Genomic DNA, 12,846 nt, shown 5'->3' on the forward strand with positions numbered 1-12,846 from the left:
ATTCCGAACCCCAGACCTTCAGCCGCCGCGCTCGCGCGCGGTCCGATAGAGGAGAACGAACAGGCATGGTGAACAGCACCGTCGAGAAGCTCAGCCCGACCCGGGTCAAGCTGCACATCACGGTCAGCCCCGACGAGCTCAAGCCGTCGATCGCGCACGCGTACGAGCACATCGCGCAGGACGTGCAGATCCCGGGCTTCCGTAAGGGCAAGGTCCCGGCGCCGATCATCGACCAGCGCGTCGGCCGCGTCGCCGTGCTCGAGCACGCCGTGAGCGAGGGTCTCGACAACTTCTACCGCGAAGCCGTCGCAGCCAACGAACTGCGCGTTCTGGGCCGCCCCAGCGCCGAGGTCACCGAGTGGCCGAACGAGAAGGACTTCTCGGGCGACCTCGAGGTGCAGGTCGAGGTGGACGTCCGCCCCGAGTTCGAGCTTCCGGCCCTCGAGGGCACGACGATCGAGGTCGACGCCGTCGAGGTCGACGAGGCTGCCATCGAGGAGGAGCTCGACCGCCTCCGCAGCCGCTTCGGCACTCTCGTGACGGTGGACCGCCCGGCCGCGACCGGCGACTTCGTCGAGCTCGACCTCGTCGCGACGATCGACGGCACCGAGATCGACCGCGCCGAGGGCGTGTCGTACGAGGTGGGCTCGGGCGAGCTGCTCGAGGGCATCGACGAGGCGATCGAGTCCCTCACCGCCGGTGAGGAGACCACCTTCCGCTCGAAGCTCGTCGGGGGCGACCACGCCGGTGAAGAGGCAGAGGTCGCCGTCACCGTCAAGGCCGTGAAGGAGCGCGAGCTTCCCGAGGCCGACGACGACTTCGCCCAGATCGCGAGCGAGTTCGACACCATCGCCGAGCTGCGCGAGAGCCTCAAGGAGCGCGTCGGCCAGCAGTCGGTGTTCACGCAGGGCTCCGCGGCCCGCGACAAGCTGATCGAGACGCTGCTCGAGCGCGTCGAGATCCCGGTTCCGCCGCAGCTCATCGAGGACGAGGTGCACAATCACCTCGAGGGCGAAGGTCGCCTCGAGGACGACGTGCACCGCGCCGAGGTCGCGGAGGCCAGCGAGAAGCAGTTCAAGACGCAGATGCTGCTCGACAAGATCGCCGAGTCGGCCAACGTGCAGGTCTCGCAGGACGAGCTCACGCAGTACCTCGTGCAGTCGTCCGCGCAGTACGGCATGGCGCCGCAGGACTTCGTGAACGCGCTGCAGGAGGGCAACCAGCTGCCCGCCATGGTCGGCGAGGTCGCGCGCAACAAGGCACTGGCCGTCGCGCTCGGCAAGGTCACCGTCGTCGACACGAACGGCAAGGCCGTCGACCTCACCGGGTTCGTCGCCGTCGAGGACGAGGACGCTGCCGAGGAAGAGGTCGTCGAAGAGGCGCAGGACATCGCGGATGCCGCGGCCGACGCCGACACCGTGATCGAGGCCGAAGAGGCCGAGGCGAAGCCCGCCAAGAAGAAGGCACCGGCCAAGAAGAAGGCCGCCGCCGACAAGGAGTAGTCGCTGCGACAGCAGTGACAGGGGACGGATGCCGCGGCATCCGTCCCCTTCTTCATCGAGGAGGAACCGTGCACGACGAATGGGCGCTGCGGATCGACGCGATCTGGAACGACGAGACACTCAGCGACGACGACCGCGTCGCGCGGATCGACGCTGTCGCCGGCGAGCGGCCGGCGCGGGATGCGGTCGCGCTCTTCGAACGCGCCGGTGCCCGAGACGCGGCGGGGCTCGAACAGGACGCCGTGCCCCTGTACCGAGCGGCCCTGGATGCCGGGCTCGACGACGCCCACCGGCCGCAGGCGGTGATCCAGCTCGCCAGCACGTTGCGGAATCTGGGGCGCGCTGACGAGGCGGTCCGGATGCTGCAGGCCGAGGTCGATCGTGAGCCCGTCTCGCCGTTGCGAGACGAGGCCGCGGCCTTCCTGGCCCTCGCGCTGGTGTCGCTCGGGCGGGAGCGCGAGGCGGCATCCTTGGCCCTCCTCACCCTCGCGCCTCACCTGACCCGGTACACGCGCTCGGTGACGTCGTACGCCGAGCAACTGCGTGAGGACGCGCGCTGATCTGCCCACGGCGAACACGGGCGGGTCGCTCGTGGCACCCCGGTAGATTCAATGGCGACCCAAGGAAACAGGAGCACACATGGCCGAACCACTTGTCGCGACGAGCGTCTTCGACAGGCTGCTGAAGGACCGCATCATCTGGCTCGGGTCGGAGGTGCGGGATGACAACGCGAACGAGATCTGCGCGAAGATCCTCCTTCTCGCCGCCGAGGACTCCGAGAAGGACATCTACCTCTACATCAACTCGCCCGGCGGATCGATCACGGCCGGCATGGCGATCTACGACACGATGCAGTTCGTGCCGAACGACATCGTGACCGTCGGCATCGGCATGGCGGCGTCGATGGGGCAGCTGCTGCTCACCGCCGGAACCAAGGGCAAGCGGTACATCACGCCCAACGCGCGTGTGCTGCTGCATCAGCCCCACGGCGGATTCGGCGGCACGGCCAGCGACATCCAGACCCAGGCGCAGCTGATCCTCGACATGAAGAAGCGTCTGGCCGAGATCACCGCGGTGCAGACCGGCAAGACCGTCGAGCAGATCAACGCCGACGGCGATCGCGACCGCTGGTTCAGTGCCGACGAGGCGCTGGAATACGGCTTCGTCGACCACATCCGCGAGTCCGCGACCGACGTCATCGGCGGCGGCGGAACCGCCAGCTGAGCGCACCGAAGGCGAAAGAGAGAGAACCCGCAATGCAGACACCCACCTTCGGATCGGGCGCCCCGCAGGCGCTCCAGATGCCCGGCAGCCGTTACATCCTTCCGCAGTTCGAGGAGCGCACGGCCTACGGCTACAAGCGCCAGGACCCTTACAACAAGCTCTTCGAGGACCGCGTCATCTTCCTGGGCGTTCAGGTCGACGACGCCTCGGCGGACGACGTCATGGCCCAGCTTCTGGTGCTCGAGAGCCAGGATCCCGACCGCGACATCATCATGTACATCAACTCGCCCGGTGGCTCGTTCACCGCCATGACGGCGATCTACGACACGATGCAGTACGTCTCGCCGCAGATCCAGACCGTCGTGCTCGGGCAGGCAGCCTCCGCGGCCGCCGTGCTCCTCGCGGCAGGTGCGCCCGGCAAGCGTCTGGCGCTGCCGAACGCCCGAGTTCTCATCCACCAGCCCGCGATGGGCGAGGCCGGCCACGGACAGGCCTCCGACATCGAGATCCAGGCGGCCGAGATCATGCGGATGCGTACGTGGCTCGAGGAGACCCTGGCGAAGCACTCGAACAAGACGCCTGAAGAGGTCAACAAGGACATCGACCGCGACAAGATCCTGTCGGGCGCGGAGGCAGTCGCCTACGGCCTGGTGGACCAGGTGCTGACGACTCGCAAGCGTGGACAGCAGGCGCTGACCAAGTAGCACGGATCCTTCGACGCCCCGTCGCCCGCAACCCGGGTGGCGGGGCGTCGTCGTGCGGGAGGGCCCGTGTTCTGCTCTGGGCGGACGGCCCTCCACAACGTGCGTCGCAATCCCGCCCGATGTCGCCGTCAGAGGTTAGGCTCGGAAGACAGCCGGGGGACTGGCCCCATGTCACGAGGAGGCGCCGCATGGCACGCATCGGTGAGAGCGCCGACCTGTTCAAGTGCTCCTTCTGCGGCAAGAGCCAGAAGCAGGTCCAGCAGCTGATCGCCGGCCCCGGCGTGTACATCTGCGACGAGTGCGTCGAGCTGTGCAACGAGATCATCGAAGAGCGCATGGCCGAGTCATCCTCGGGCGTCGTCGCCGAGTTCGACCTCCCGAAGCCGCGTGAGATCTACGCGTTCCTCGAGGAGTATGTCGTCGGTCAGAACGACGCCAAGCGCGCACTCTCGGTGGCCGTCTACAACCACTACAAGCGCGTCCGCGCGCACGGCACGATCCAGTCCGCCGAACAGCGCGCCGACGAGATCGAGATCGCCAAGAGCAACATCCTGCTCCTCGGTCCGACCGGCTGCGGCAAGACGTACCTCGCGCAGACCCTGGCCAAGCGCCTGAACGTGCCGTTCGCCGTGGCCGATGCCACGGCGCTGACCGAGGCCGGCTACGTCGGCGAAGACGTCGAGAACATCCTCCTCAAGCTGCTGCAGGCAGCCGACTTCGACACCAAGCGGGCCGAGACCGGCATCATCTACATCGACGAGGTCGACAAGATCGCCCGCAAGGCCGAGAACCCGTCGATCACCCGCGATGTGTCGGGCGAGGGCGTTCAGCAGGCGCTGCTGAAGATCCTCGAGGGCACCGTCGCCTCGGTGCCGCCGCAGGGCGGGCGCAAGCACCCGCATCAGGAGTTCATCCAGATCGACACGACGAACGTGCTGTTCATCGTCGCCGGCGCCTTCGCGGGACTCGAAGACATCATCTCGTCGCGCGTGGGCAAGCACGGCGTCGGATTCGGCGCCCCGCTGCACAACAAGGGCGACGACCTCACCTTGTTCAGCGAGGTGCAGCCGGAAGACCTGCACAAGTTCGGCCTGATCCCCGAGTTCATCGGCCGCCTGCCGGTGGTGGCGTCGGTCGCTCCGCTCGACCAGGAAGCGCTCATGGAGATCCTGACCGAGCCCAAGAACGCACTGGTCAAGCAGTATCAGCGCATGTTCGAGCTCGACGGCGTGACGCTCGAGTTCGACCGTGAGGCACTCGAGGCGATCGCTGACCTGGCCGTGGCCCGCAAGACCGGTGCGCGAGGTCTGCGCGCGATCCTCGAGGACGTCCTCGGCCCGATCATGTTCGAGATCCCGTCGAGCGACGACGTCGACAAGGCGATCGTCACTCGCGCGGCCGTCGAGGAGGGCGCACCGCCCACGCTGGTGCTGAGGGAGAAGCGCAAGAGCGCCTGAGGGGCTCGGCGGGTGTCGGAGCCCGCCGCTAGCGTCACAGGATGACCTTGACGCGACCGTTCACGATTCACGTTGCCGACGCCGAGATCGCCAACCTGCACGAGCGGCTGGATCGGTTCCGGCCGCTGCCAGACTCACCTCGCCGCCCGGATGCCGGCATGAACGCCGCCTACCTCGCCGACCTTGTCGACAGCTGGCGTCGTTTCGATTGGCGGGAGCGGGAGGCGTGGCTCAACGGGCATCCGCAGTTCCTCGCGGACATCGACGACGCGACCGTCCACTTCGCGCATCTGCGCTCCGAACGAAAGGACGCGCCGGCTCTTCTCGTGATGCACGGCTGGCCGCACACGTTCGCCCTGCAGCTCGAATTCGCCGACCTGCTTGCGGACTTCCATGTCGTGGTGCCGAGCTTTCCGGGATTCGGATATTCGACTCCCTACGCGGCCGGTCCCATGACCGAGGTGCGTCTGGCCGCCACGATGCACGCTCTCATGACCGACGTGCTGGGGTACGAGCGCTACTTCACGTACGGCGAGGACGTCTCTGCGAACGTGAACGACCTGATCGCCGGCACGTACCCCGAATCGGTGATCGGTATCCTCGTCACGCATTCGCACTTCCCTGCACAGGCCGAAAGACCGTCACTCACGGCTCCGGACGAGATCGCGTTCTTCGAACGGCTCGACCGGTGGGGCGGCGCGAACGGCGGGTACGGGCACATCCAGGCCACCAGACCCGACACGCTCGCGGCGGCGCTGAACGACTCGCCGGCCGGGCTGCTGGCGTGGCTCGCCGAGAAACTCGCGGAGTGGAGCGACACCCCCGGCGGCGACCCGGCGGCCGTCGAGCATCGCCTCTCGCGCGAGCGCATCCTGACCGAGGCCATGATCTACTGGACGACCCAGTCGATCGGGTCGTCCTTCCGGCCGTACTACGAGGGCGCCGACCAGCCCGACGTGATGCCGGTGGTCGAAGTGCCGGCATCCGTCCACATCCAGCGCCACGAGTGGGACTACCCCGAGTCACTCGCCCGCCGCTTCTACCGCGACCTGCGCACGTTCGAGCGCCTCGAAGAGGGAGGACACTTCACCATCGGGGAAGTACCGCAGGCGATGGCCGCTCGCATGCGCGCGTTCGCGCAGGGGGTCGGCGCGCTCTGAAGCGGCGGCGACTGCGACGATGAGCCCGCCTCGCTGGGCGCGGGAATGCCGGCGCCTGGCCGATTCGGGCCACCCAGGAATGGCGAGTCTGTGCGAGGCGGTGCGAGACGAGCAGCCCGTTGAATCAGGGCATGTCAGATTTCGCTCTTTCACCTCATGATGCCGCGGTCGTCTACAGCCGTTCCGCGCCCGTCGAGGCCCGTGCCCCGCAACGGTCATGGGTCGGCAGTGTGCGCATCACGCGACGCTGGAACGGCCCCCGCCGCTCGGCCAACGGTGGTATCGCTGCCGGTCGCATCTCGCAGCACGTCGACGCCGACGTCGTCACCGTCGTCCTGAATCGCCCGGTTCCGCTCGATCGGCCACTCGATGTCTTCGACGACGGGCGTGGGGCGGTTCAGGTCCGCCACGGCGGTCGGGTGATCGCAACGGCGCGGCCCGGGCGACTGGACGAGTCGCGGTCGCCCGATGCACCGAGCTTCGAGGATGCGGTCGCCGCGCGCGCCGCCCACCCGTTGGTCGGCACCCGCCACCTCCTCTCGGACTGCGCCGTCTGCGGACCGGATCGAGCCGATGGAATGCACGTCACTCCGGGACCCGTTCCGGGACTTCCCGACCTGCTCGCATCGCCCTGGATCGTCGACACCCGCCACAGCCGTGCCGGCATCGCCGACTACGCGGCGGTGTGGGGTGCGATGGACTGCACGAGTTATCCGGCGACGGCGTTGCGCGACGGCATCCTGTGCCTGCTCGGCACGATGACTGCACAGGTGGTCCGTCGGCCGCGCGTCGGGGAGCGTCTGGTCGTGCATAGCTGGACGCGCGAGGTGCACGGCCGTCGGTATGAGACTTCCGTCGCGATCACGGATGCCGCAGGCGAACGGGTCGCACGCGCAGACTCGACGTGGGTCGCTCTGAAGCGCCAGCGGCTCGCCCGTGTGCTGGGGCGGGTGCTGTGACCGGTCTTCGCGGGGTGGACTCAGCCGATCGGCGGGAAGCCCGCGGTGCGGGTCGTCGTCGCCCACTCCCGGCGCACGGATCGGTGTCGCATACTGAGGGCGTGTCCAGCACCGTCGTCGTGAACCACGCGTGGTCGGGCTCCGACGACGTCGCCTGGTCGGAGATCGGCTCCGGGCTCCCGGTGCTCGTCGGCGGCTGGTGGATGAGCCACCTCGAACGCGACTGGGACTATCCACCCCTGCGCGGGTTCCTGCAGACGCTCGCCCGGCATCGGCGGGTCATCCGTATGGATGCGCCGGGGAACGGACTCTCGCGCTCACGGTCCGCGCCGGCGGACAGCATCGAGCCGCATCTGGACGCGATGCGGGCGGTCCTCGATGACGCGGGCGTCGAGCGGGCGTCGCTGTTCGCCGGATCATCGGGGTGCGCTGTGGCCGTGGAGTTCGCCGCACGATTTCCCGAGCGCGTGCGGCGCCTGATCCTCGCCGGAGCCTACCTCGACGGGAGCGCCATCGCGCCGGCTGCGGACCGGGCAGCGCTGATCGAGCTCGTACGTCAGAGCTGGGGCGTGAGCTCACGCGTGATGTCGGACATCTTCTACCCCGACGCCACCGCCGAGCAGCGCGCCGCGTACGCCCGGCACCAGCGATCGACGGCGACCGCACAGGCGGCGGCAGCGGGTCTGGAAGCGGTGTACGCGTATGACGCGGTTCGATCCGCCGCCGCGGTGACCACTCCGACGCTCGTGATCCACCGCCGCGGCGACCGGGCCATCCCGCTCGCACTCGGCGTGCAGACGGCCGCCACGATCCCGGGAGCTCAGCTGAAGGTGGTCGATGGTGTGGCGCATCACCCGTGGCACGGCGACGTCGCTGCGGTTCTGCGTCCTGCCCTGGTGTTCGACGGAGTCGACGAGGCTTCGCTGAGAGGGGAATCGTTCGCGCTCGATCACGGCGCCTCCACAGTCGCCGACGCGCCGGCGACGGACGTGATCTCGCCACGTGAGCGCGAGGTCCTTCTTCTCGTGTCGCAGGGGAGGACGGACGCCCAGATCGCCGCAGAGCTGTTCCTCAGCATCCACACCGTGCATCGACACGTCGCCAATGCGCGGACGAAGCTGAGCGTGTCGTCCCGGTCGGCTGCCGCGGCATGGGTGGCCGCGCACCCCGTTTAGCGCCGCCTTCGCGGCATCGTCAGTCGGCGAGACCTCGCCGCTTCAGGAGCGGCTGGATCTCGGCATCCCGCCCACGGAAGTCCCGGTAGGCCTCGAGCGGGTCCTTCGAGCCGCCGACGCCGAGCAGTCGCTCGCGGAAACGATCGCCGTTCTCGCGCCGCAGGCCGCCGTTCTCGCGGAACCATTCCACCGTGTCGGCATCGAGCACCTCACTCCAGATGTACGAGTAGTACCCCGCGCTGTACCCACCGGAGAAGATGTGCGCGAAGTAGGTCGAGGAGTATCGCGTGGGCACGGCGGGGTTGTCGAGACCGATGTCGGCGAGAGCGGATGCCTCGAACGCTGCCACGTCGAGGTCAGCGGTCGCCTCGGTCGTCGACAGGGAGTGCCACGCCTGGTCGAGCCACGCCGCGGCGAGGTACTCGCTCGTCGCGAAGCCTTGATTGAACGCCTCGGACGCGTGGAGCTTCTCGACCACGTCAGCGGGCAGCGGCTCGTCGGTCTCGATGTGCCGGGCGTAGGACGTCAGGATCTCGGGCCAGTAGATCCACATCTCGTTCACCTGGCTCGGGAACTCGACGAAGTCACGGAAGACGTTCGTGCCGGCGAAGTGGGGATACGTGACGGTCGCGAACAGGCCATGCAGCGCGTGGCCGAACTCGTGGAAGAGCGTGGTCACCTCGTCGAGCGTCAGCAGGGTCGGGCTTCCGGGCGCCGGCTTCGGGACGTTGAGGTTGTTGACGACGATCGGCGCGGTGCCACGCAGGTGCGACTGCAGCACGATCGAGTTCATCCACGCGCCGCCGCGCTTGGTGTCGCGCGTGTAGAGGTCCAGGACGTACAGTCCCAGTGCGCTGCCGTCGGCGTTGTGGACCTCGAAGACCCTCGTGTCTGCGTGGTAGCCGTGCAGATCCTCACGTTCGGTGAAGGTGATGCCGTACAGCTCGGTGGCGGCGCGGAACACCCCGTCCTGCAGCACCCGCTCCGCTTCGAACCACGGGCGCAGGGCCGAGCGGTCGATATCGTATTCGGCGGCGCGTACCTTCTCGGTGTAGTACGCCCAGTCGTGTGCGGCGAGCGGGAACGGCGCCGGCTCGGCGTCGATGATCCTCTGGAGCGCCTGCTGCTCGCGACGCGCGTTGCGCGCGGCCGGAACGGCGAGCCGCCGGAGCAGGTCGTGGACGGCTTCGGGGGAGCGCGCCGTCTCGTCAGAGGTGATGTACGCGGCGTGCGAGTCGTAGCCGAGCAGTGCCGCCCGCTCGGCCCGAAGACGCACGATCTCGAGGAGCGTCGCACGGTTGTCGTTGTCGTTGGCGCGTGAACCGCGGGATCGGGATGCCTCGAGCAGGCGTGCGCGGGAGGTTCTGTCGGTGAGACTCGAGAGGTACGGATGCCCGGTGAACAGAGTCAACGTGACCACCCATTTGCCCTCGAGTCCACGGTCGGCGGCCGCCTGCGCGGCAGCCGAAAGCTCCCCCTGGGTCAGGCCGTCTAGCTCTGCGACGTCGTCGAACACGACGGCGAGGTCGTTGGTGTCGCCGAGCAGGTTCTTCTCGAACTGCGTCGTCAGGGTGGACAGTCGCTGGTTGAGCGCGGTGAGGCGCTGCTTCGCGTCGTCGTCGAGGCCGGCGCCCGCGTGCGACATCTCGGTGTAGTGGCGCTCGATGAGGTAGCGCTGCTCCGGCGTGAGCGGGAGCTGATCCCGCTGCTCGTGGAGGGTCTTGATCCGCCAGTAGAGGGCGGCATCGAGCTGGATGGAGTCTTGGTGCGCCGACATGAGCGGGGCGAGCTGCTCTTCGATCGCCTGGATCTCGTCGGTCGCATCGGCCGACGACACGGTGTAGAAGGTGCGCGCGACGTCGCCGAGCAGACGTCCGCTCGCCTCGAGCGGCTCCATGGTGTTCTCGAACGTGGGCATCGATCGCACCCGCGTGATCGCCGCGACCTCGGCCGTGTGGTCGGCGAACGCCTGCTCGAATGCGGGCAGGTAGTGCTCGGGGCGAATCACGGAATAGTCCGGGAGGCCGTAAGGGAGCGCGCTGGGGGAGAGGAGCGGGTTGTCCGTGGGCATGCGGTCCAGCCTAGTGTCGCGGCATCCGGTTACAGCGGACCGTTTGCAAACAGATGAATGCAAACAAGCTGCTGCAAAGAAATGCTTGCAAAGAAGTCTTTGCATGTTCTATCGTGAGGACATGACAGACAGCGCACACGTCGATCCCGCAGCCGCGGGCCAGGCACCGCTCCGTGCAGACCGCGTGCTCGACGCCGGGGCACTGCGCGCATTGGCGCACCCCCTCCGGGTGAAGATCTACGACATCCTGAGCCAGTACGGCCCGCAGACAGCGAGTTCGCTCGCCGAGCGGCTGGGCGAGTCCTCCGGTTCGACCAGCTACCACCTGCGTGCGCTGGCGAAGCACGACCTCATCCAGGAGTGCGTCGACAAGGGGTCGGGACGTGAGCGCTGGTGGGAGCGACCGGCAGGAGGGGTGTCGTTCGCCAACGCCGAGGCGCTGAAGACACCCTCGGGTCGCGCAGCAACGCAGATCGTCATGAGCGAGTTCTTCAAGCTCCGCCAGGAGCAGCTCGTGGCGTTCGTCGATCGCGGCCTGGAGAGCGAGCCCGAGACGTGGCGGGACGGGAGCATGATCTCCACCGCCACGGCACGCCTCACTCCCGCGCAGAGCAAAGAACTGGCGACGAAGATCATGGCACTCATCGACGAGGCCGTGGACACCTATCGCAATCAGACCGGCGAGGACGTGCGGCCCGTGACGATCCGGGCCGACCTGTTCCCGCTTCCCGAGCAAGGAGGACAGTCATGACCGCCATCACATCGCCGTACTTCCGTACCCGGCTCGCGACCACTCGCACCGACATCATCGATCGCGCTCTGCTGCGCACGGCGGGTGTGCTCGACGCCTTCGTACAGGCGCGACTCGAACGCCGTGCCGGTGACGTGCGGCACCGCGCGCTCGCGGCGCAGGATGCGGCGACCACCGCTCGCCGCAACGCGGAAGCGCTGGCTGCCCTGGGCATGCTCCCGCGATGAGCGGCGCTGTCGACACCGTGAACGCCTCGGGCGGCCCGGCAGGTCCGGCGAAGCGCTCACCCCTCGGTCGCGACTTCGGCAAGCTGTGGACCGCAGCCGCGTTCAGCAATCTGGCCGACGGACTGGGACGCACCGCGGTTCCCCTGATCGCGACGACGCTGACCCGCGACCCGCTGGCGATCTCAGTGATCGGCGCCCTCGCATTCCTTCCGTGGCTCGTGTTCGGGCTCCCCGCGGGCATGATCGTCGATCGCTTCGACCGCCGTATCATCATGGCGGCGGCGAACACCCTCCGCGGCGGCGCTGCCCTCTGGCTCGCGGTCCTCACCGCGACCGGTTCGCTGGAGCTGTGGGCGCTGTTCGTGGGAACGCTCATCTTCGGGCTGGGTGAGACGTTGTTCGACAACGCGACGAACGCGGTCATCCCGGGTGTGGTCACCAAGCCGCAGCTTGATCGCGCGAACGGACGCATGCAGGCCGCGCACATCACGATCGACATGTTCGTCGCCCAGCCGATTGCCGGCCTGCTCTTCGCCGTCTCGCTCGCGCTTCCGTTGTGGCTGGGAGCGACCGGATACCTCGTGCCCATTGTCCTGGCCCTGCTGCTGCCGATCTCGGCAGCGCGCCCACTGCGCGAGCCGGCCCGAGTCACCGACCCGGCCGCCCCCGATGTGGCCGCCGGAGGCTCGGCGACTCCCGTTCCGGTGCCGCCGTCCCCGAGCAAGGTGACCGCGCGCGAGGCGATCGTCTACCTGTGGCACAACCGCTATCTGCGCGCGATGGTCCTCTACACGTCGCTCGTGGGCAGCGCTCTCTCATTTGCTCAGGCGAGCACCATCCTGTACTTCCTCGAGGATCTCGACGTCGCTCCTGCGGCGATCGGTTTCGTCACAGCGGGTGTGGGCGTCGGGGCGCTCCTCGGATCGCTCGTTGCTTCGCGCCTGGTCGAGCGGTTCGGCCGCGGACGCGTCATGCTCGCCGCCAACGTCGGGGCCGCCGTCGGATTGGGACTGACCGGCCTGGCTCCGGATGTCTTCTCTGCCAGCGCCGCCTACGCGCTCGGAGCCTTCTCGATCTCGGTGTGGAATGTGCCCTGGGGGGCATTGCGGCAGCAGATCGTGCCCGCCGAGCTGTTCGGCCGGGTGCTCGGCATCATCCGCATGCTGACGTGGGGCATGTTCCCCATCGCCACGCTGCTGGGAGGCTGGGTGGCGCGGATCGATCTGCGCCTGCCGTTCGTCGCGGCGGGCATCTTCATCCTCGTCGCGACTGTTCTCGGCTCACGCCTGCTCGTCGTGGGCACCCGCAAGGCCGGTGCCGAGGCAGGCGCCCTGCACAACTGATGTGCGCGACGGCCCCGCTGTCGGTCAGGCGAACCCGTCGTCGGGATCATGCCGGACGACGGGTTCGCCGTCCGCGCCGAGCGTGACGATGACGCCGGTGTCGAGCTCCGCGATCGGACGACCCTCGAGCCACGTGAGCGTCCATCGAGGACGCGGCTGACCGAGATCGTCGTTCGGGATCGACTCGTCGACGCTCCGGATGCCGCGGCGCAGCGCCTCGGGCACGGCACGCGGCGCCTCATCGCCCGAGGTCCAGCGGGTTCCGAGCTGCAT

The 12,846-nt window shown here is 68.2% G+C and carries 13 protein-coding genes; 11 read left to right on the plus strand and 2 right to left on the minus strand.

Annotation, left to right across the window (positions count from 1 at the left end; all coding sequences use genetic code 11):
• Positions 1 to 65 precede the first annotated feature (65 nt).
• The 8 genes from tig (at position 66) to ACLKM7_RS10605 (ending at position 8,181) form a co-directional block, all read left to right on the plus strand.
• Positions 66 to 1,502, plus strand: coding sequence for a trigger factor (gene tig / locus ACLKM7_RS10570; protein ID WP_436447143.1), 1,437 nt, complete (start codon positions 66 to 68; stop codon positions 1,500 to 1,502).
• Positions 1,503 to 1,570: 68 nt separating this feature from the next.
• Complete coding sequence (locus ACLKM7_RS10575; RefSeq protein WP_436447144.1) at positions 1,571 to 2,062, plus strand: tetratricopeptide repeat protein; 492 nt, start codon at positions 1,571 to 1,573, stop codon at positions 2,060 to 2,062.
• Between the two features lie 79 nt (positions 2,063 to 2,141).
• On the plus strand, positions 2,142 to 2,726 hold the full coding sequence (locus tag ACLKM7_RS10580) for an ATP-dependent Clp protease proteolytic subunit (protein ID WP_168914060.1): 585 nt from the start codon (positions 2,142 to 2,144) through the stop codon (positions 2,724 to 2,726).
• 32 nt (positions 2,727 to 2,758) lie between these two features.
• Positions 2,759 to 3,430 carry an ATP-dependent Clp protease proteolytic subunit gene (locus ACLKM7_RS10585; RefSeq protein WP_436447145.1) on the plus strand — a complete coding sequence of 224 codons (672 nt, stop codon included), beginning with the start codon at positions 2,759 to 2,761 and terminating at the stop codon, positions 3,428 to 3,430.
• Between the two features lie 188 nt (positions 3,431 to 3,618).
• The gene (gene clpX / locus ACLKM7_RS10590) at positions 3,619 to 4,887 is read left to right on the plus strand and encodes an ATP-dependent Clp protease ATP-binding subunit ClpX (RefSeq protein WP_168914058.1); all 1,269 of its coding nucleotides are present in this window, start codon (positions 3,619 to 3,621) and stop codon (positions 4,885 to 4,887) included.
• A 41-nt stretch (positions 4,888 to 4,928) separates the two neighbouring features.
• Positions 4,929 to 6,047: an epoxide hydrolase family protein gene (locus ACLKM7_RS10595; protein WP_436447146.1), complete on the plus strand. Its 1,119-nt coding sequence runs from the start codon at positions 4,929 to 4,931 to the stop codon at positions 6,045 to 6,047.
• Positions 6,048 to 6,178: 131 nt separating this feature from the next.
• Positions 6,179 to 7,006, plus strand: a complete 828-nt coding sequence (locus tag ACLKM7_RS10600; RefSeq protein ID WP_436447147.1) for a PaaI family thioesterase — start codon at positions 6,179 to 6,181, stop codon at positions 7,004 to 7,006.
• Between the two features lie 101 nt (positions 7,007 to 7,107).
• Positions 7,108 to 8,181: an alpha/beta fold hydrolase gene (locus tag ACLKM7_RS10605; RefSeq protein WP_436447148.1), complete on the plus strand. Its 1,074-nt coding sequence runs from the start codon at positions 7,108 to 7,110 to the stop codon at positions 8,179 to 8,181.
• A 19-nt stretch (positions 8,182 to 8,200) separates the two neighbouring features.
• On the opposite strand, the gene ACLKM7_RS10610 is transcribed toward ACLKM7_RS10605, so the two are convergent.
• On the minus strand, positions 8,201 to 10,252 hold the full coding sequence (locus ACLKM7_RS10610) for a M3 family metallopeptidase (protein WP_436447149.1): 2,052 nt from the start codon (positions 10,250 to 10,252) through the stop codon (positions 8,201 to 8,203).
• A gap of 121 nt (positions 10,253 to 10,373) precedes the next feature.
• Here ACLKM7_RS10610 and ACLKM7_RS10615 point away from each other — a divergent pair, with 121 nt between their 5' ends.
• From ACLKM7_RS10615 to ACLKM7_RS10625, 3 genes are read left to right on the plus strand one after another with little or no spacing between them, the layout of a single operon-like run.
• The gene (locus ACLKM7_RS10615) at positions 10,374 to 11,003 is read left to right on the plus strand and encodes an ArsR/SmtB family transcription factor (RefSeq protein ID WP_436447150.1); all 630 of its coding nucleotides are present in this window, start codon (positions 10,374 to 10,376) and stop codon (positions 11,001 to 11,003) included.
• Positions 11,000 to 11,230 carry a hypothetical protein gene (locus tag ACLKM7_RS10620; RefSeq protein ID WP_436447151.1) on the plus strand — a complete coding sequence of 77 codons (231 nt, stop codon included), beginning with the start codon at positions 11,000 to 11,002 and terminating at the stop codon, positions 11,228 to 11,230. The genes ACLKM7_RS10615 and ACLKM7_RS10620 overlap by 4 nt, the downstream gene beginning before the upstream one ends.
• The gene (locus tag ACLKM7_RS10625; RefSeq protein WP_436447152.1) at positions 11,227 to 12,573 is read left to right on the plus strand and encodes an MFS transporter; all 1,347 of its coding nucleotides are present in this window, start codon (positions 11,227 to 11,229) and stop codon (positions 12,571 to 12,573) included. The genes ACLKM7_RS10620 and ACLKM7_RS10625 overlap by 4 nt, the downstream gene beginning before the upstream one ends.
• A gap of 24 nt (positions 12,574 to 12,597) precedes the next feature.
• On the opposite strand, the gene ACLKM7_RS10630 is transcribed toward ACLKM7_RS10625, so the two are convergent.
• Positions 12,598 to 12,846, minus strand: a complete 249-nt coding sequence (locus tag ACLKM7_RS10630) for a hypothetical protein (protein ID WP_436447153.1) — start codon at positions 12,844 to 12,846, stop codon at positions 12,598 to 12,600.

Source organism: Microbacterium sp. I2 (genome assembly GCF_051364985.1).
In the GTDB taxonomy this organism is placed as follows: domain Bacteria; phylum Actinomycetota; class Actinomycetes; order Actinomycetales; family Microbacteriaceae; genus Microbacterium.

Bases quoted from the DNA above. Each gene is read 5' to 3' on its own strand.
- tig (WP_436447143.1), top strand. From the start codon at position 66: ATGGTGAACAGCACCGTCGAGAAGCTCAGCCCGACCCGGGTCAAGCTG.
- ACLKM7_RS10580 (WP_168914060.1), top strand. From the start codon at position 2,142: ATGGCCGAACCACTTGTCGCGACGAGCGTCTTCGACAGGCTGCTGAAG.
- ACLKM7_RS10585 (WP_436447145.1), top strand. From the start codon at position 2,759: ATGCAGACACCCACCTTCGGATCGGGCGCCCCGCAGGCGCTCCAGATG.
- clpX (WP_168914058.1), top strand. From the start codon at position 3,619: ATGGCACGCATCGGTGAGAGCGCCGACCTGTTCAAGTGCTCCTTCTGC.
- ACLKM7_RS10595 (WP_436447146.1), top strand. From the start codon at position 4,929: ATGACCTTGACGCGACCGTTCACGATTCACGTTGCCGACGCCGAGATC.
- ACLKM7_RS10600 (WP_436447147.1), top strand. From the start codon at position 6,179: ATGTCAGATTTCGCTCTTTCACCTCATGATGCCGCGGTCGTCTACAGC.
- ACLKM7_RS10610 (WP_436447149.1), bottom strand. From the start codon at position 10,252: ATGCCCACGGACAACCCGCTCCTCTCCCCCAGCGCGCTCCCTTACGGC.
- ACLKM7_RS10615 (WP_436447150.1), top strand. From the start codon at position 10,374: ATGACAGACAGCGCACACGTCGATCCCGCAGCCGCGGGCCAGGCACCG.
- ACLKM7_RS10620 (WP_436447151.1), top strand. From the start codon at position 11,000: ATGACCGCCATCACATCGCCGTACTTCCGTACCCGGCTCGCGACCACT.
- ACLKM7_RS10625 (WP_436447152.1), top strand. From the start codon at position 11,227: ATGAGCGGCGCTGTCGACACCGTGAACGCCTCGGGCGGCCCGGCAGGT.
- ACLKM7_RS10630 (WP_436447153.1), bottom strand. From the start codon at position 12,846: ATGCAGCTCGGAACCCGCTGGACCTCGGGCGATGAGGCGCCGCGTGCC.